General features: G+C 46.9%; 19 protein-coding genes. 15 read left to right on the plus strand and 4 right to left on the minus strand.

The window, feature by feature from the left end; genetic code table 11:
* Nucleotides 1-243: transposase (locus BM082_RS12235; protein WP_139218783.1), on the minus strand; the 243-nt coding region annotated here is incomplete at its 3' end.
* Nucleotides 244-1,051: 808 nt separating this feature from the next.
* Between BM082_RS12235 and BM082_RS12240 the strand changes: the two genes are divergently transcribed.
* The 3 genes from BM082_RS12240 to BM082_RS12250 all read left to right on the plus strand — a co-directional run bounded on the left by BM082_RS12240 (nt 1,052) and on the right by BM082_RS12250 (nt 3,734).
* The gene (locus BM082_RS12240; protein WP_017016991.1) at nt 1,052-2,236 is read left to right on the plus strand and encodes a pentapeptide repeat-containing protein; all 1,185 of its coding nucleotides are present in this window, start codon (nt 1,052-1,054) and stop codon (nt 2,234-2,236) included.
* Nucleotides 2,237-2,536: 300 nt separating this feature from the next.
* Nucleotides 2,537-3,136, plus strand: a complete 600-nt coding sequence (locus BM082_RS12245) for a class I SAM-dependent methyltransferase (protein WP_017009055.1) — start codon at nt 2,537-2,539, stop codon at nt 3,134-3,136.
* A gap of 40 nt (nt 3,137-3,176) precedes the next feature.
* On the plus strand, nt 3,177-3,734 hold the full coding sequence (locus tag BM082_RS12250) for a GNAT family N-acetyltransferase (protein WP_074927085.1): 558 nt from the start codon (nt 3,177-3,179) through the stop codon (nt 3,732-3,734).
* A gap of 67 nt (nt 3,735-3,801) precedes the next feature.
* Here BM082_RS12250 and pyrC read toward each other — a convergent pair whose 3' ends face one another.
* On the minus strand, nt 3,802-4,830 hold the full coding sequence (gene pyrC / locus BM082_RS12255) for a dihydroorotase (RefSeq protein WP_017009057.1): 1,029 nt from the start codon (nt 4,828-4,830) through the stop codon (nt 3,802-3,804).
* 374 nt (nt 4,831-5,204) lie between these two features.
* Here pyrC and BM082_RS12260 point away from each other — a divergent pair, with 374 nt between their 5' ends.
* The 3 genes from BM082_RS12260 to BM082_RS25090 all read left to right on the plus strand — a co-directional run bounded on the left by BM082_RS12260 (nt 5,205) and on the right by BM082_RS25090 (nt 6,413).
* Nucleotides 5,205-5,543 carry a hypothetical protein gene (locus BM082_RS12260; protein ID WP_017009058.1) on the plus strand — a complete coding sequence of 113 codons (339 nt, stop codon included), beginning with the start codon at nt 5,205-5,207 and terminating at the stop codon, nt 5,541-5,543.
* A 310-nt stretch (nt 5,544-5,853) separates the two neighbouring features.
* A complete protein-coding gene (locus tag BM082_RS12265) occupies nt 5,854-6,102 on the plus strand; it encodes a ribosomal maturation YjgA family protein (protein WP_244276006.1) in 249 nt (82 codons plus the stop codon).
* The gene (locus BM082_RS25090; protein ID WP_074927087.1) at nt 6,099-6,413 is read left to right on the plus strand and encodes an antibiotic biosynthesis monooxygenase family protein; all 315 of its coding nucleotides are present in this window, start codon (nt 6,099-6,101) and stop codon (nt 6,411-6,413) included. Before BM082_RS12265 ends, BM082_RS25090 begins: the two co-directional genes overlap by 4 nt.
* Before the next feature lie 8 nt (nt 6,414-6,421).
* On the opposite strand, the gene BM082_RS12275 is transcribed toward BM082_RS25090, so the two are convergent.
* Entirely contained in the window at nt 6,422-7,192 is a 771-nt protein-coding gene (locus BM082_RS12275; protein ID WP_074927089.1) for a class I SAM-dependent DNA methyltransferase, read from the minus strand.
* Nucleotides 7,193-7,382: 190 nt separating this feature from the next.
* Here BM082_RS12275 and BM082_RS12280 point away from each other — a divergent pair, with 190 nt between their 5' ends.
* A complete protein-coding gene (locus BM082_RS12280; protein ID WP_074927090.1) occupies nt 7,383-7,847 on the plus strand; it encodes a GNAT family N-acetyltransferase in 465 nt (154 codons plus the stop codon).
* Between the two features lie 163 nt (nt 7,848-8,010).
* Here the strand turns inward: BM082_RS12280 and BM082_RS12285 are convergent, their stop codons facing one another.
* Nucleotides 8,011-10,014, minus strand: coding sequence for a methyl-accepting chemotaxis protein (locus tag BM082_RS12285; protein ID WP_017014689.1), 2,004 nt, complete (start codon nt 10,012-10,014; stop codon nt 8,011-8,013).
* Nucleotides 10,015-10,466: 452 nt separating this feature from the next.
* Here BM082_RS12285 and hinT point away from each other — a divergent pair, with 452 nt between their 5' ends.
* From hinT to BM082_RS12325, 8 genes are all read left to right on the plus strand, one after another.
* A complete protein-coding gene (gene hinT / locus BM082_RS12290) occupies nt 10,467-10,817 on the plus strand; it encodes a purine nucleoside phosphoramidase (protein ID WP_017009064.1) in 351 nt (116 codons plus the stop codon).
* Nucleotides 10,817-12,280 carry a COG3014 family protein gene (locus BM082_RS12295; protein WP_074927092.1) on the plus strand — a complete coding sequence of 488 codons (1,464 nt, stop codon included), beginning with the start codon at nt 10,817-10,819 and terminating at the stop codon, nt 12,278-12,280. Before hinT ends, BM082_RS12295 begins: the two co-directional genes overlap by 1 nt.
* Nucleotides 12,280-12,666 (plus strand): YcfL family putative periplasmic lipoprotein, encoded by a 387-nt coding sequence (locus BM082_RS12300; protein ID WP_017009066.1) that lies wholly within the window; start codon nt 12,280-12,282, stop codon nt 12,664-12,666. The genes BM082_RS12295 and BM082_RS12300 overlap by 1 nt, the downstream gene beginning before the upstream one ends.
* Before the next feature lie 34 nt (nt 12,667-12,700).
* Nucleotides 12,701-13,291, plus strand: coding sequence for a penicillin-binding protein activator LpoB (lpoB, locus tag BM082_RS12305; protein ID WP_017009067.1), 591 nt, complete (start codon nt 12,701-12,703; stop codon nt 13,289-13,291).
* A 3-nt stretch (nt 13,292-13,294) separates the two neighbouring features.
* A complete protein-coding gene (locus BM082_RS12310; protein ID WP_244276008.1) occupies nt 13,295-14,137 on the plus strand; it encodes a phosphotransferase in 843 nt (280 codons plus the stop codon).
* 63 nt (nt 14,138-14,200) lie between these two features.
* On the plus strand, nt 14,201-15,052 hold the full coding sequence (locus BM082_RS12315) for a DUF6279 family lipoprotein (RefSeq protein ID WP_074927096.1): 852 nt from the start codon (nt 14,201-14,203) through the stop codon (nt 15,050-15,052).
* Between the two features lie 192 nt (nt 15,053-15,244).
* A complete protein-coding gene (ycfP, locus tag BM082_RS12320) occupies nt 15,245-15,787 on the plus strand; it encodes an alpha/beta hydrolase YcfP (protein WP_074927098.1) in 543 nt (180 codons plus the stop codon).
* Between the two features lie 354 nt (nt 15,788-16,141).
* Entirely contained in the window at nt 16,142-17,434 is a 1,293-nt protein-coding gene (locus BM082_RS12325; RefSeq protein ID WP_017009071.1) for an NAD(P)/FAD-dependent oxidoreductase, read from the plus strand.
* The last annotated feature ends 33 nt before the right edge of the window (nt 17,435-17,467 follow it).

A 17,467-nucleotide genomic window follows, 5' to 3' on the forward strand; every position in this document is an offset into this window, starting at 1 on the left:
CTTCATGGCATGGTTTTCCAAACTGACGTCGGCAAACATTTTTTTGAGCTTGGCATTTTCTGCCTCTAGCTCCTTGATGCGCTTCAGTTCAGACGCGTCAAGCCCACCATACTTGGCTTTCCAATTGTAATAAGTTGCGCTGCTGATGCCGTGTTGGCGACAAATATCGTCAACTTTCATGCCTGCGTCGGCTTCTTTGAGGATCGTGACTATCTGTGATTCAGTAAACCGTGACTTCTTCATGATGATCTCCTGCTTTTTCTGTGGCAGAAAACTCCAGTTTAGACTGTCTCAGCATAGGGGAAGTGGACACCAGCAATCCTCTGGTTCTAATTTCCCTCGTCGAGTATTCGGATGTTTTCCGGCCTTACCCATCTGGCTTTTCGAATATTGGTGTAATTTCTTAGCTGGCGCAGATTATCCCTTGCGGCGGGTCCCTTTGAGAAGAGACGTTCAGTGGCATTGTCAGCGGGAAATACTAACGCTGCTGAAACATCATAACCCGGCATGGAGCAATTGCTGCGCTACCATGGGTTAACCTAGCAGGGCTGTTCTCCACGTTGGCCTCTGTATGCGGTTTAAAGAACGCTTGGCTGGCTGCATTCGCTTGCGCTTCCAGCGTTTTCTGACTGCAGACAAGGGCGTGTCCGAGGCGAGAAGAGAGTATTTGTTGCGGCTTCGAAACGCTATGGCTATGCACGCCTTTGGAACAGTACCCAAAAGGCTATGTTGCACTTTCATTCATTTCGTTTTTAATTTCACTTTTTCTATCTGAAAAAAGCCATTAAAAGGTTTGTTGTGCGGTATAGGTAAATAGAGAAACGACAAAGCTATGAATGCTCCGTTATATATGATGATCATCGGTGAGATGAGGTTAAATAACTATGCTTAATATTTGGGTGGCATTAGGAAATAAAAACATGCAAGTCGTATAGGAATTTATACTTGCACGTGGTCGATACGGATTTGTCGAGATCAGAATGAATAGGATGTTATTTTTCGTTTATACTTTTATATTATTTGGTCGTTTTTTCAAAGGTTAATTTTAAATATGGATACGATTGAATTGGTTGAGGAAAGCTTTGCGAAACTGCCCGACGGAAAGAAGTTCGCAGAGCTTTTCTATCAGCGGATTTCAGAGCATTCGCCACACCTGATGCCACTTTTCGCGAACACCTCGATGACAAAAATGGCCGACAAACTGCTTGCCGCGTTGACGGCAATGGTTGCTGCTTTGCATGATCCGGAAAAGTTGCAGAATATGCTGGGACCGTTGGGGCAGCGGCACTTGTCTTACGGTGTGTTGGAGTCGCATTATTCGATAGTCGGTCAAACCCTGCTTCAGACGTTTGAGGAAGAGTTAGGCGAGGAATGGACGGATGACTATGCGGCTGCTTGGTCAGAGGTCTACAGCAACGCCGCTCAGATAATGCAAGAGGGTGCGGCAAAAGCGAAAGCGCAAAACCAAAGCACAACTGAGACAGTCAAGAAACCCATAAAAACAGGCGCTTTGGCGTGGCTTTATTCTCTGCCAGTGCCAAAGCTATTGATTTTGTGGTTGGCACTGTCGGTGGTTGTTTTGGAGATTGCCGCCATATATGGGGTTCCGAATTGGACGAGGTTACTCAGTGCCTGCTCTTTGGTGCTGTTAATCATGACTATGCTACGAGGAAATAACGATGCAGAAAAAGCCGGAATCCTTGAGTGTTGGAAAACCATTGACAGCTCGCATGGCGTGAAAACATCCCGGGCGAGACAGATCGCGATGGAGCGCCTGAATGAAAAGAAATGCGCAATGAACAGACTGGATCTGGCAGAAGTGTGTTTGATCAAAATATCATTGGATGGTTCTGACCTGAGTGATTCAAATCTGAGTGGGGCAGACCTAACGGAGTCATCGCTGGCGGGCGCGAACTTTACAAAAGCGCGATTAGACAAAGCGCTATTGGTGAGTGTCTATGCGCCGCAAGTAGACATGTCATTTGTCACCCTGGCCAAGGCTAACCTTTCATCATCCAATTTGGAAAAGGGCTCGTTTCTTTTCTGCAACATGAAAGGGGCCAATCTATCGGGTGCAAATTTGCAGGGCGCAAATCTAACAGGCGTACTAATGGACAAAAATACCTACCTATCGGGTGCTGATCTTCGTGGGGCGATCATAGACGACAGCATGTTGGATCAAGCCTATACCATTGGAATGATCAGGCCTGACGGGAGTGTGGTTACCGAGGTATAGAATATATGAAAGGAGTCAGCTCTTTGATTTATGCTCAGATAATCAAAGCCGCTCGGACCATAAACCATAAACCAAAAATCTGACTCCAATTCCTCTTCGAAGAACCAGCGTACTTTGCCGTGATGCAAGATCTTGTTCATCATGCTAAAACACTGAATAAGCGGTCACTGAAAATCGGCGACTGGGCAGCTAAGCGCGCTGCTTCTCACCAAAAATGCCCAACAAATACGCCTTAGCACGTTATTATAAGCCTCTTGGTTCATTCCAATATTCAACGTCGCACAAAAAGGAGTGCATAGCGTGAAACCACAGCAGGTAGGTCAGGCTTATAACCAAATTACTCACCTTTGGGAGAGTGAGCGCTTCAATATGAACAACGGTATTGAGCAGCACAAGAAAGCCATCGCGTTTGTTGATGCGCGAGGAAAAGCGCTGGATATTGGGTGTGGTTGCACAGGCCGTTTTATTGAGCTGTTGTCTCATGAAGGCTTTACGCCAACAGGGCTTGATGTATCGACCGAAATGCTAAAAATTGCGCAAAAGCGCTATCCTGATACCGACTTTGTTCTGGCGGATATTTGCGAATATACCCTGCCTGAAAAGTATGACTTTATTACTGGATGGGACAGCATTTGGCATATCCCGCTCTCGGAGCAACGCGCAGTACTCACCAAAATTGTTGAGAGTCTGAATGTGGGCGGTGTGTTTATCTTTTCTTTCGGCGGTACCGCCGCTGAGGGCGATCACACTGACGATTATATGGGGCCAGACGTTTACTATTCATCGTTAGGCACGAATGGCTTTTTGTCTTTGTTCATCGAACTAGGTTGTGTGATCAGACATTTGGAGTTTGATCAACATCCAGAGCTTCATACCTATCTGATTGTCCAAAAAGCGTAAACACGGCCCATTTCCGGCTCTTTACTCAGAGAGAGGCATCATGACCTTAGAAACCACCAGACTCTTACTCAGGCAATGGAAAGAGGACGATTACTTACCGTTTGCCGCACTGAATGCAAACTCGGAGGTCATGCGCTATTTTCCGGCTCAATTATCTCGCTCAGAAAGTGATGCACTCGCAAAGCGATCACAGTCCCTTATTACGGAAAGAGGGTGGGGGTTCTGGGCGGTTGAGCTTAAAGCCACGGGGCAGTTCATTGGTTTAGTTGGCCTCCATACGCAAGACGAGAATAGTGGTATTCCTCAAGCGTCTCTTGTTGAAATCGGTTGGCGTTTAGCGTCAGAATTCTGGGGGAAAGGCTACGCGTCTGAGGCTGCCGAGAGGGCATTAAGGTTTGCCTTTGACGAGCTTAATTTATCATCCGTATATGCGTTTACCGCGTTAGAGAATGTGCCCTCTCAGGGGGTGATGATAAAAATTGGCATGGCGGATAGCCATAATGACTTTGATCATCCGATGCTACCAAAAGGACATCCGCTAGAACGGCACTGTTTATACAAAATCACGCGAGAGCAGTTTTTAGCCAAATATGAGTGATGGGTTTTACGAAATAAAAAAGCCGAGTGCATCACTGCACTCGGCTTTTTTTGTTGGTCAACGTGGCTTATTTCACTGTCCAACTAATGCTTTCGCCTGCGCGAATAGGCACAACAACATCTGAACCAAACGGCATGGTGTCGGCAACTGACCACTCTTCTTTGGTCAGTGTTACTGTGTCACTGTTACGTGGAAGGCCATAGAAGTCTGGGCCGTTTTGGCTTGCAAACGCTTCAAGGTTTTCCAGCTTGCCTTCTTGCTCAAACACTTCAGCGTAAAGTTCAAGTGCGGCGTGTGCGGTATAAGAGCCAGCACAACCACAGGCTGCTTCTTTTGCACCTTTAGCGTGCGGTGCTGAGTCAGTACCCAGGAAGAACTTTTTGCTGCCGCTGGTGGCCGCTTCGACCAAGGCTTTTTGGTGTGTGTTGCGTTTTAGGATCGGCAAGCAGTAGAAGTGAGGCTTGATGCCACCGACCAGCATGTGGTTGCGGTTATACATCAGGTGATGTGCTGTGATGGTTGCAGCAACATTGTCGTTGGCATTTTTCACAAAGCTTGCAGCGTCCGAGGTGGTGATGTGCTCTAGAACGATTTTTAGCCCTGGGAAATCGTTAACGATAGGGGCTAATACGGTATCGAGGAATGCTTTTTCACGGTCAAAAATATCAACGTCATGGGTGGTCACTTCACCGTGGATAAGAAGCAGCATACCCACTTCTTGCATCGCTTCTAACACTGGGTAGATATTGCGTGCAGAGGTAACCCCTGAATCTGAGTTCGTTGTAGCACCGGCAGGGTAAAGTTTCGCTGCTACAACCGCGCCTGATGCTTTTGCTTTTTTAATTTCGTCAGGGGTGGTGTTGTCGGTGAGGTATAAAGCCATGAGAGGCTCGAACTGTGCAGAAGGCTTTTCGGCCATGATGCGATCACGGTAGGCGATAGCCATTTCGGTGTTGGTAACAGGAGGAACAGTGTTTGGCATGATGAGCGCGCGACCATTGTAGCGGCTGATGTCTTTGACGGTATTTGTCAGTACGTCACCATCGCGAAGGTGAACATGCCAGTCGTCAGGGCGTGTAATTGTTAGTGTGGTCATTAAGGCGTCCCTCCATAGCTAAAATATCGGATTGGAGCCTGTCAGCAAGGAATGTGAGAAAAAAGCAAACGCTTGCGCTCAGGCGGCAGGATAATAGAGTAAAAGCCGCGGTATTTCATCTTCTTTCTCATGTAAGTGTCATGTCGGTCGGCAATCAAATGCGTTCATGCCGTTTAAAAAGTCATGCGGCATGTCTTTGTTTTTTCAGTCTTGGTAAGGCGTTTAAACGTAACAAAGTCGGCAGTGTCAGCGGCTTTTCTAACATATGAAGGTGTAAATAATTCTTGCAGGGTGCGTTCAACAATTGAGCGATTGTTCCTGATTTGGACTATTCTGCTTTTTATAATGAATTGAAAATGCTTGGAGTTTTTTGAATGGGAAGCGCGTCTCTTGTACCTGAAGGAATGAAGTTAAGTATTATCTGTCGCCTTGAACCAGGATGCCTTGGACCTCAAGGGGCAAGCAAAATCGATGATTTTTGTCAGTACATTGAACAAGAAATGCTGACACTAAACACCGATTACATTGCTTTGAATGTGGTACCAAGAAACGACAAAAGCCTTCCAGAGATGCAGTTTAATGTGATGGGTAAAAAAATGAGCCGCGCACAAGCTTCTCAGTATCTGTCACGCTTAGAGAAAAGCCTGGATGATTTCGAGGCCTCGCTTGAGGGTAAGCTTGAAACATTGATCGACAAATACATGGGGTATTAGTTTCCTTTACCCAACGCGCAACAGGTTTTAGAACGTCACTCAACTGGCAACGGACTGTTGAAGTCCGTTGGTTTTTCTCCCCATTTCCACACTCATAAACAAAAACCATGCTTCTGCATGGGGGGCAAATGTTATAACGCCTTCATGCCTATTCCCCATTCACTTGATTTCCGCGCTGTACACTTATGATCACATTCAATGGAAAGTACTTTCTCGCAAGTATGGTATTGCTCGCTGTTCTTATTGGCATTGCTTTGTTTGTGAAAGATAGCTTTGTTCGCCCGTTTCTGGGGGATGTATTGGTCGTGGTATGGATGTATGCGTTTCTCGCGGCATTTCTTTTGGTTCGCCCTTTGGTGTTGTCGTTGTTGTGCTGGTGTTCGCGTACTGTGTTGAGATTGGCCAATATTTTCGTTTTGTTGAAGTGGTTGGCCTGCAAAGTAATAAACTTGCGAGCATTGTTATCGGTTCAACATTCGATTGGCTTGATCTACTGGCTTATACGCTAGGGTGGGGTGTGATTTGGGTGTTTCAAAAACAACAGGGAAAAGAAGTATGATCGCAAGGGAATGGAAAGCGACGTGTCCAAAGAAGCACGAAGAAGGGTTTATTGGATATCTGTACGAAACGGGTGTGAAAGAGTCGTCTGAGACACCTGGATTTCTCGGCGCGCAAATATTTCAACGGGACGTGGATGAGGGCGTTGAAATTACGCTAATAACGTATTGGGAAGCGCTCGAATGTATTACTGCATTTGCTGGTGAGAATATCGACGTGGCTAAATTATACCCTGAGGATGCTCACTACGAGCTGGTGCCTGATCGCCATGTGAATCACTACCACGTGGTTGAAAACACGTGGCAGCGATAAAGCAGCAATTAAGACTTTTTCACACAGACTAATAGCGCATTACCAGATGCGTTATCCAAAGGAATGATTTTGTCGTAATCGTGCTCGAACATGTAAACATCAAAGTAAGGCGCAAGCAGCGTTTGTAGCTCGCTAAAGCTCACTGCAACCATCGGGTGTTCGTCATGCCAGATTTGCGTTTCGTCATCGATTGTTTTCTCGATGTTCAATCGTAGCGATTGCTTTTCGCCTTCGCCGCCGTAATGCCAGCATGATTGAAACACAAAATGGCTTCCCTCGTTGTCAGCACTGTGACGAACAAACGAATCATTGTTGATCTTGTCTTTGTCCACCGCATTAAAACAAAAAATGCCTTCAGGGCTCAGTGCGTGATAGACGCTTTCAATCAAGGCTTTTAAGCGTGCAATCTCACCGCTGTAGTGCATGGAATACAAGAAGCAGGTGATCAGATCTGTTGGTTCATCCACCGCGAAAGTACACATATCTTGAAGCGAAAACTGGGCTTCAGGGCAACGTGTTTGCGCGATGTCGAGCATGGGTTGGTTGATGTCCAATCCACTGCTTTGATAGCCATAGTCAAGGAAATAGCGAACATGCGGGCCTGTACCACAAGCAAGGTCAAGGTGGCGGTTTCCCTTGTTTCCAAACAGTTGATGCAGCCTTTGAATGGTTTGACTTTGTGCTTCGTAGTTGATGTCGACGCACATCAAATCATAGTAGCCAGACAAATCGGTATAGAGAGCATTAGACGACGCTTCAGAGGACGTGTTGAACGACATAATAACCTGGAGGCTTGAGCCGAAAAATTGGGGTGGCGCATAGTATACTAATCGAACGAAAATGCGAAGTGTGTCACATCAAAAGATTCGCTGTTTTCATTCATTTTTCCTCTATATGGTTTCGCGTTTACTATCTTGAATACAGCACATGCATGCTACTGAAACAAAGAAGTAGATAGAGGACAACACATTGGATAACCTCGTTATTTCGTCGCTGTGTTTGGAAGACAAGCGCGCGATATTTGAATTTCTTCAAGATCCTGTGGTGATGCGATTTCTTGGCCCTCGAAGGCCTTTGACCGATGAAGAAGCATCAGAATGGTTCGAATTGGAATTGAACGCTGCAACGCGGCATGTATTCCGCACAAAAGACACGAATGATCTCGTCGGATTTTGCGGGGTAAAAGTCATCGATGGCGTTGAAGATTTTGCTTATTTTTTGCTAAAAGCACACTGGGGGAAAGGCTACGCTGCGGACATGTGTCGCATGGCGGTAGATAAACTGCCGGACACAACGGATTTAGACAAGGTGCAGGTGTTTATCGCCAATGACAATACAGCGAGCCGAGCGGTTGCAAGGAAGTTGGGCTGGCTTTGTGTTTGTGAATCAGAAAATCAGTATGAAAAAGGGCACCGTTATCGCATCAAGCGATAAACGAGACCAGGCAATAAGCGAGACAGGCACTTTTTTGCGAGCACTTTTTGCTTAGGTGGGGGCAGGAGCATAGTGCCGCGAAGCCACTGTGAACGATGAAAAATAGCGCAATAAAAACGGGCAGCGAGAAGCTGCCCGTTTTATTTGAGGAACTGTGTAGCGGTTATACCGTGAATTTATGCACCAACTCGTTTTGGCTAACGGCTTGTTGGTCTAAACGTTCACTTGCCCCTGCGACATTTTGCATTGCGCTGTAGCTGTTATCGGCAATGAAGCTGATGTGTTCAACGTTACGGGCAATGTCTGCTGAGGTGGTGCGTTGTTCAGACGCTGCTTGCGCAATTTGGCTGCTCATGTCGCTGATCATCATGATGATGGCTTCAATTTCTTCCATGGCAGAATTGGCATCGGATGCTTGCGTGACGCTGTTGCTCATCTCATCCACACACTCCTGCATCACAGACACGGCTTCGCGAGATTGCTGTTGAAGCTTGCTGATCATGTCTTCAATTTCAGAGGTGGAATCAGAGGTGCGCTTTGCGAGAACACGCACTTCATCGGCAACCACAGCAAAGCCTCTGCCTTGTTCGCCAGCGCGTGCGGCTTCGATCGCAGCGTTTAGCGCGAGCAAGTTTGTTTGGTCGGCGATGTTGCTGATGACATCCAAGATGGTTTCAATACTGGCAGACATTTCTTGTAGAGATGAAACCACAGCTACCGATTGGTCTAAACGGGTGGATAGCTGGTGGGTTGTGCTGATACTGCGCGTCATGATCTCACGACCTTTCGCGGCGGCATCGCTCACTTCCATCACTTTATCCATGGTTTGTTGCGCGCTGTTGGCGACGTCTTGAACAGAATGCTCCATCTCGGTCATGGCCGCTGCAACAGCCGTCGTCTGTTGACGCTGTTCGTTGAGCTGTGTTTTCGCTTCAAGCGTGGTGGTTTGGTTCTGGGCTGCCACTTCTGCTTGGTCTTCAGCTGCATCACGGATTTGACGAAGGATGCCCTGCAGGTTCGCCGCCAAGGTATTGATGTGATCAGCCAGCTGACCAAATTCATTGTGCTCTTTCACATCGATGCGTTTGGTCATGTCACCTTGCGTCAACGACTCAAGGACTGACAAGGTACTCACCAGCGGTTTACGAACGCTGCGCGCAATGTGCCAACCGATCAAGAAGGTAATGGCGAGTACCAATACACCGATGAAAATGGTTTGTTTTACCCCGTTTTCAAAGGAGGCATTCGCTTGTTCGATGGACGATGCCATCACGGAATTTGCTTGATTGCGGAATTGATCCAGGATGGACATCGCGTTATCAACTTCTACAGCGAGATTGCCAATGTTGTTATACAGCTCATTGGTTGCGACGAGGTAGGCGTAATGTTGATCCAGTACGCCGCCTTCACGGCTCACATCACGGGTGAATGCATCGAGGTCTTTTTGAAATTTCTCTTTTAGCTCAGGTAGCTGAGAGTTCAGTGAGCGGAAAGAGTAATTGAGTTGCTTGACGCTGCGTTTGTTTTCAGACATCGCTTTGGTTATATCATTTAGCTTGTTGCTCGCCAGTGCATCAGACGTGTGCGTTTCGGTTTCTTGCAGCTTCTTAAAGTAGGTTTTTGAAATGATTTTTACTGTGGTGGAGCCATTGTTCGCAATGAAGTCTTGCATGCCTAGTGCAAGCGCTGTGTTCATGCGTTGGAATTGGCGAGCGGCTGTTACACCTTCATCTTTTGCGGTTTGCTGACGCTGATAATTGCTGATAGCGACAGAGGCTTCAGAAAAATACCGTTTCTCGATTTCTCGTAAGGATTCTAGCTGAGAGGTAAGCTCTGCTTGCTGTGACGTCGCGGTATAGAGTTGACTCAGGGCGATGTCGAACTTTTGTTGGGCGGCGTTAAACTTCTCAAGCACCTGTTCACTTTGGGTCACATTGCTGCTTGTAAGGTAGTCTTTGAAGATTTTGTCAGCCGCAAGAAGGCTAACACTGGCTTCATTGGACAAAGATACCAAGGGCAATGCTTCAGAGGTGACGACCTCGAGTTGACCGTGAATTTTTTCTGAACTGCTTAAATTGAGGGTGTTCGTCGCCACAAGACTGACGGCGAGCACAGCAAACCCTGCGTACATCCTACGGATGACGGAGCTTTGACGCGTTTTAGCCATTTGAATTCCTCCCACCAGAGTATTCTCTAGTGCTTCCCTAAAATGCACTCGCTAAACAGATGGCGAGTTGCAATAAATGCAGCAATCAATACGTAAGCGCCTTTTGCTTTCGTATTTATTTGTGCGCATGACGCTCACACGACGCTTAGGCGTTGCTCTTCTATGTCATCCGCCAGTATTTCAAAATCTTTATGGTAAAAAATCGTCAGACTTCCGAGTATTTGAACCTATTCGCAAAATTTATGAGAGTTTGGTTAATAAACAACAGGTCAATGACACAAATGGAAAAAGCGCGTTGTGAAATAGACATTTGCAGTGGCGGATATGGAGGGGAGTGAGCGAAGCGCAACAATTCTAGACACATACCCTTTTAAAACACTGTTCAATATTGCTCATTGCGACAGTCTCTAGCATACTGACAACTTCATGAAATCATTCATTTGGAGTATCCCGTGGCCGAAGAAACCATTTTCAGTAAAATCATTCGCAAGGAAATCCCTGCTGACGTGGTTTATCAAGATGATCTCGTGACTGCATTTCGAGATATCAACCCTCGAGCGCCTAGTCATATTCTCATTGTTCCTAACAAGCTAATCCCAACGGTCAATGACATTGAAGCTGATGACGAATTGGCATTGGGTCGTATGTTCACTGTTGCGCGTAAGTTGGCGAAAGCAGAAGGCATTGATGAAGATGGTTACCGCCTGATCATGAACTGCAACGTTCATGGTGGCCAAGAGGTTTACCACATTCACATGCATCTTGTGGGTGGCCGTCCTCTGGGCCCGATGCTCATCGGTTAATGCGCCGTCATGTTAAATCAGCTTTCACATGTCGATTGAAAGCTGCTGTTAAAACGACAAGACAGAATTTCGGGCGTTCGCGAACCCTGACCGTCGCTGTGTTTAGCTTGGCGTTAGTGGGCTGTGCCAATCTTTCTGTCCAGACGCTGTTTAGCCATTATTCGGCAGCGTTGCAAAGTACGCATGCACTCGCAAAGCAAGGTGAATGGAACGCGGCGTTAGCATCGCTCCCCGACACACCTGACAGTCCTATATTGGACGGCATGGAACGTGGTCGTGTCGCTATGCTGGCCGGTGACCAAGTGGCGAGTGAAGAGGCGTTACAAACGGCTGACGCGGCTGCTGTCGAACAACAACGTGCAGCGGTTATTCAGTTGTCTGAAGGGTTGAATCAGGTCGGCTCCTTGTTAAGTAATGACAACATGCTGACGTATTCTCCACCAGATTATGAACTGGGCTTTCTGCATCTTTACTTGATGTTGGATTACCTTCAGAAAAACGACTTAGAAGGCGCGTTAGTTGAAGTGCGACGAGCAAATCGCGTGCAAGAAGAAGCACGTAAATTGCGCGAAAGTGAACTTGAGCAAACCAAAAAATCGGTGAAACAGAACGGTATATCCGACAATGTGGGTGCGATCCTGTCTCGTTATCCCGATGCAGGGAAAATGCTCAGTAGCGTTCAAAATGGATATCTTTTCTATCTATCCGGCCTACTGTATGAAGCAGAGCGGAATTTGAATGGCGCATTCATTGACTACAATCGCGCACTTGCGGTTGAGCCAGACAATACCTTTGTCGCGAAAGCAGCGATGCGAGTGGCGTTTAAGCAAGGCAGAAAAAGTGAATTGAAACTGCTCGAGAAGCAGTACGGCAAATATAAAAAGCCGGCGAAATCTCAAGCGCAGTTGGTGATCATCAACGAGCAAGGCGTCGTAAATGCCCGTGATGCTTGGCGTTTACCGTTATGGCTATACGACAGTGCAGGTAATCTGGTGTCGTACTCTGTGTCGCTGCCTTATTATCGCTCTACATCGAGCGCGACTCAAAAGGCGTTAACCATTGATGGAAAAGCAGTGACACCGTCGCGGTTGACCAATGTAAACGCCATGGCGCAGCAGTCTCTAAATGAGGCGATGCCTGCAATTGCTGTTCGACAAGTCTTGCGTGTTGTGGCGAAAAACGAAGTGCGTAAGTCGTTAGCGGAACAAGATGAAAGTGGTGTGGGCAACTTGGTTGCGAACATCTTTAACGCGTTGAGTGATCAACCCGACACGCGCAGCTGGCAAACCTTGCCGCAAACTGCGGGTGTCTACAGTGGTTTTTATGCCGCCGGACAGCATGCAGTGACCGCTGATGGCAAAACAATTAACGTTACACTTAACCCCGGCCAAACAACGCTTTTGTGGTTGTCACGACAAGGTGGAAATGTTGTTCATTGGCAGGGTAACTTAGGAGGAATCTGATGCGTATCTCAGTGATACTGTTCAGTGCAGCAATGGTCTTAAGTGGATGTGCGCAAAACACATCGGGGATCAGCATAGACAGCAGCAACCAAAACGTCGTACTTGGCAATGAAGTGCTGGGTAAGTCTTTGGAATTCGGTAATGCGAAAACCAGCGAAGTGAACGAGCGTTTGTTGGCGCAAGTGATGGTGACGAACAAAAGCAGCGAGTCGCAAAATCTGCAATACCGTTTTAACTGGTACGACGAACAAGGGTTAGAGGTCGACAGCGGCAAATCACCTTGGCGACAGTTTATTGTCTACGGTAACGACACGGTGACGCTTCAAGGTGTGGCATTAAATCCAAATGCTAAGAATTTTCGTGTGTCATTGCGTAATGTTCAGTGATACGTCTGATTAGAGACTACAACAGGAAAGTAAAATGAATAAGAGCGTAATAGCGCTGATGAGTGTTGCACTCATCATGGGGGGATGTTCGCAGAAAGTGAGCTACGGTGACGCGCAGGAAGTGGAAACCACCACCATCGAGTTCGGTTCAACCGACCTGCAAAAAATCGCCGTTGATATGACGGATAGCATGCTTTCTTCGGGCGCAATTTCTGCCATTACCCGTAACGATCGTCCGATTGTTTTTGTTGAATCCATCAAGAACAAAACGGCAGAGCATATTGATACGGAATCCATCACTGATAGCATCAGCACGCGCATGCTGAAATCGGGCAAGTTCCGTTTCGTGGACATGACACGTGTTGACGCGGTGCGTGACCAACTTGACTTCCAGAACAACGATGCCTTGGTTAACCCTGGTACTGCAATCCAGTTTGGTAAGATGGTAGGGGCGCAGTACATGCTGTATGGCAACCTTTCAAGCATCAACAAACGTGCTGGCAGCGACGAAGACGTTTATTACAAAATGACCATGCGTTTAATGGATCTGGAAACAGGTTTGATTGAATGGGCTGATGAAACTGAAATTCGTAAGAAGCAGTCTAAATCAGTGCTTGGCTGGTAATACGTGCACAGCAACGCAATAGATGAAAAGGCCGCAGTGATAGAAACACTGCGGCCTTATTGCATTATTACATCAGCAGAATATTTGGTTGGTGGGCTAAGTAATCGCTGTATGGTGTTGCAAGACGTTGAAGGACATCGTTACGTGTGGCGACCGCAAGGCGAAGGTGCTCGGGTTTTTGGCGCGAACAGGGAACATGAGTTCAATGCCCTTGTCCTAGGTTATGACGCCGGTTTAACCAGCAAGCCTGTGTGTGTGATACCAGAAGGGCTGCTCACGGCTTGGATTGACGGTGAAGTCCTTGGCAGTGCCGATGTGGAGACAGTGATGCCACTGTTGGTGCGTATCCATGACATGACGCCACCCACTAATACGTTTGACCCGTTTGAAAAGGCGCAGCACTATTTTGCGCATCTCAGTGATTCAGCGAAAACGGATAGGGTGACCAAGATCCATGCATATTTTCAGCGACACGCGTTCAAAAGCGGTTTAGCGCTGACCATGTGCCATTACGATTTGGGCTATTACAATCTGATCAATACGCCGAATGGGCAGCTTTCTGTGATTGATTGGGAATATGCCGCGCTGGGGGATCCGGCGTTGGACATCGTGATGACGGCGTTGGCAAATGACATCAAGCTATCGTTGGCGGTAAACCATTATTGCGCGCATCGACGTATAGACGATGTGGCTCACTGGATGGATGCCTGTGAACAGTGGGTGCCTGTGGCGAAATACCTTGGCTTGCTTTGGTTTTTGCTTGGCTATGAACTCTATGGTTTAACCTTGTACAAGGAACGTGCTGATACGTATCTGCATGAACTGGACAACATCATGCATGGTTAAGACTAATCGATTAAAGACAAGTCGATAAAAGACTCAGCGATAAAAAAAGGAGAGAGGCAGTAAATGAAAAGGTGGCGACTGGATGTCAGACTAACGTTGCTGGCTATCGTGACGGTCCTGTTTCTTTCTGCGTGTACGAACAAGTTGGCGTATAACACCTTACCCTTTTGGATAGATTATTATCTTTCTGACTATGTCGACATGACATCGACACAGCAAAGACAGCTCGATCGAGACCTTGATGCCTTTCATTCTTGGCATCGCCAGAACGAACTTCCTAAGATCCGCGCTTTGCTGGAAAACATGGAAAGCCAACTCGAAACGCCACTCAGTTATTCTGAAATCAATGATTACCATGGGGTCGTGAATCAAACCATTCTCGCGTCCCTTCATGGGCTCACGCCCGCGTTAGCAAACTTGATCGCATCACTCAGTGATGAGCAAGCCGAGCAATGGTTGAAAACCATCCAAACCAATGTCGATGAGGCTGTTGAAAAAGCCAATGAGGGTTCGTCTAGCGAACAGCTTGTTCGACGCCAAGAAACGCTCATTGAACGTGCTGAGTATTGGATTGATTCGGTAAACAGGAAGCAGTCTGACCAATTCAAGGAAATGGCGAGCTACCAAATTGAAATGCGCCCTGTATTTTACTCGATTCGTGATGGCTTATTTGAAGAGCTAACCCTTATATTCGAAGAAAGGGATGATCCAGCGTTAGAGCAGCGTCTCAATGCCTATTTTGGCAAGCTGGTGGTGTTCAAGAGTGACGATTTTCAGGGCGACATGTCACTGTACCTAGCAAGGCGTTATGAATTGTTGCAACGCATGGACAAACATCTCACCGAAACGCAGCGAAAAACGCTCAGAAATACGCTCGCTTCACTTAGTGACGATCTCGGTGCTTTGGAAAACTGATGGGTTCACGCAAAAACGGTGACTGGTTAATTCGTCGACAAAGAGTGTCAAATTTGTTGACCGCTTTCGGGCTTTGTCTTTTAACCTTATAAAAAGTATGTGATAGCGGGATGATTTATGTTATCACGTTGACTCACACGAAGAAGGTCATGGTGCTCAATCTCACTATGAGCGACTTGAGAGGGAATTTTTGTGATTATTTATCTTCACGGCTTTGACTCCACAAGCCCAGGCAACCATGAAAAAGTACTGCAGTTGCAGTTTATCGATCCTGACGTGCGCTTTATCAACTACAGCACACTTCATCCAAAACATGACATGCAACATTTGCTCAAAGAAGTCAGCAAGCACATGTCGCTGTCTGATGATAAAAATCCACTGATCTGTGGTGTCGGACTCGGCGGTTTTTGGTCTGAGCGCATTGGATTTTTAAGCGGCATTAAACAGGTCATTTTCAACCCTAACCTTTTCCCCGAAGAAAACATGGAAGGCCGTATCGATCGTCCTGAAGAATATCGCGACATCAGCACCAAGTGTGTTGAGAGCTTCCGTCAAAAGAACGCAGGTCGTTGTATGGTGGTGTTGTCTTCAGAAGATGAAGTGCTCGACAATCAACGTAGCGCTTCTTTACTGAGCCCACACTACGATGTTGTTTGGGATGATAACCAGACACACAAATTCAAGAGCATTTCTTCTCACCTCCAAGCAATGAAAGCATTTAAAGAAAGTGCATAGCAAATGTGCATAGGACAACACTGGTTGTAACTACCAGTGTTGTTAAGTGTTTTTCATTTGTTTCTCGTTGTTACTCAGTTTGATTGGTTTGGCGTTTTTTACTGCAACAGGTGCATATGTGCAGATTTAAAAATTGATTGAGATCAAGTGAACTGTATAATGATTAGGTCTGAAATGAGCAACAAATCAAAAAATAACATGCTCATCCGCGGAAACAGAACAACGAACGAATCCGCAAGATAGAAGGCTGAAAAGCCAATTCAAAACCTCACCCACATTACCCAATTTTTAGCTTCGTGCTACTGCACGAAGTGATCAACAGTTTGAATTTAAAATCATGGTGAGGAAATAATCGTGACCAAAATAGTAGTAGTAGGTGGCGGTGCTGGTGGCCTGGAGCTAGCGACAAAGCTTGGCCGTACGCTCGGACGTAAGGGGCGCGCACAAGTCACACTTGTTGACCGTAAATCGAGCCATTTATGGAAACCATTGCTTCACGAAGTTGCAACGGGTTCATTAGATGAAGGTGTAGACGCAATCAGCTATCGCGCGCATGCAAAAAACCATCATTTCGAATTCCAACTAGGTAGCCTTTCTAGCATTGACCGTGACACGAAAACCCTGACACTTGCAGAGCTACGTGACGACGAAGACGGTGAATTGCTGATGCCACAACGTGAACTGTCCTATGACATTCTTGTGATGGCGATTGGCTCAACATCGAACGACTTTAATACTGAAGGTGTTCGCGACAACTGTATTTTCCTTGATAGTCCAGAACAAGCGCGTCGTTTCCGTAATGAAATGAACAACGAGTTTCTGAAACTTCACGCGAAATCGGGCCTCGGCTCTGTTGATATCGCCATCGTGGGTGGTGGCGCGACGGGGGTGGAGCTGTCTGCAGAGCTTCACAACGCAATCAAAGAACTGCACAACTACGGTTTCCAAGACCTAGACAGTTCTAAATTGAACGTGACCTTGGTAGAGGCCGGTGAGCGCATTCTTCCTGCATTGCCACCACGTATTTCTGGCTCTGCTCAGCAAGAATTGATCAAGTTAGGCGTAAACGTTCGCACGGCAACCATGGTTGTTAAAGCAGATGCAGAAGGCCTCACGACCAAAGATGGCGACAAGATCCCAGCACAAATCATGGTGTGGGCGGCGGGCATTAAAGCCCCTGACTTCATGAAAGACATTGCGGGTCTTGAAACCAACCGTATCAACCAATTGGTGGTGAAGCCAACGCTACAAACCACACGTGATGACGATATTTTTGTTATCGGTGATTGTGCAGCGTGCCTGCAAGAAGACGGTTCAATGGTGCCACCACGCGCGCAAGCCGCGCACCAAATGGCGAGCCGTTGTTTCAGCAACATTGTTGCGAAGCTAACAGACCGTGAACTGAAAGCGTACACGTATAAAGACCATGGTTCTTTGGTGTCACTCAGCCGTTTCTCTACCGTTGGTAGCTTGATGGGCAATTTGACCAAAGGTTCGATGATGGTTGAAGGCCGCATGGCACGTATTGTTTATGTGTCGCTGTACCGTATGCACCAAATCGCGTTGCACGGTCTGCTACGTACCGGTTTGATGATGCTGGTTAGCCGCATTAACCGCGTATTGCGTCCATCGCTAAAGCTGCACTAAATCGATACCGTATCGAAACAGCACGTATTTTTA

Source organism: Enterovibrio norvegicus DSM 15893, from assembly GCF_900115495.1.
In the GTDB taxonomy this organism is placed as follows: Bacteria; Pseudomonadota; Gammaproteobacteria; order Enterobacterales; family Vibrionaceae; genus Enterovibrio; species Enterovibrio norvegicus.

Excerpts from the sequence above, each read along its gene's own strand:
- BM082_RS12240 (WP_017016991.1), top strand. The coding sequence starts at position 1,052 with ATGGATACGATTGAATTGGTTGAGGAAAGCTTTGCGAAACTGCCCGAC.
- BM082_RS12250 (WP_074927085.1), top strand. The coding sequence starts at position 3,177 with ATGACCTTAGAAACCACCAGACTCTTACTCAGGCAATGGAAAGAGGAC.
- pyrC (WP_017009057.1), bottom strand. The coding sequence starts at position 4,830 with ATGACCACACTAACAATTACACGCCCTGACGACTGGCATGTTCACCTT.
- BM082_RS12260 (WP_017009058.1), top strand. The coding sequence starts at position 5,205 with ATGGGAAGCGCGTCTCTTGTACCTGAAGGAATGAAGTTAAGTATTATC.
- BM082_RS12265 (WP_244276006.1), top strand. The coding sequence starts at position 5,854 with ATGGATGTATGCGTTTCTCGCGGCATTTCTTTTGGTTCGCCCTTTGGT.
- BM082_RS25090 (WP_074927087.1), top strand. The coding sequence starts at position 6,099 with ATGATCGCAAGGGAATGGAAAGCGACGTGTCCAAAGAAGCACGAAGAA.
- BM082_RS12275 (WP_074927089.1), bottom strand. The coding sequence starts at position 7,192 with ATGTCGTTCAACACGTCCTCTGAAGCGTCGTCTAATGCTCTCTATACC.
- BM082_RS12285 (WP_017014689.1), bottom strand. The coding sequence starts at position 10,014 with ATGGCTAAAACGCGTCAAAGCTCCGTCATCCGTAGGATGTACGCAGGG.
- BM082_RS12295 (WP_074927092.1), top strand. The coding sequence starts at position 10,817 with ATGCGCCGTCATGTTAAATCAGCTTTCACATGTCGATTGAAAGCTGCT.
- BM082_RS12300 (WP_017009066.1), top strand. The coding sequence starts at position 12,280 with ATGCGTATCTCAGTGATACTGTTCAGTGCAGCAATGGTCTTAAGTGGA.
- lpoB (WP_017009067.1), top strand. The coding sequence starts at position 12,701 with ATGAATAAGAGCGTAATAGCGCTGATGAGTGTTGCACTCATCATGGGG.
- BM082_RS12315 (WP_074927096.1), top strand. The coding sequence starts at position 14,201 with ATGAAAAGGTGGCGACTGGATGTCAGACTAACGTTGCTGGCTATCGTG.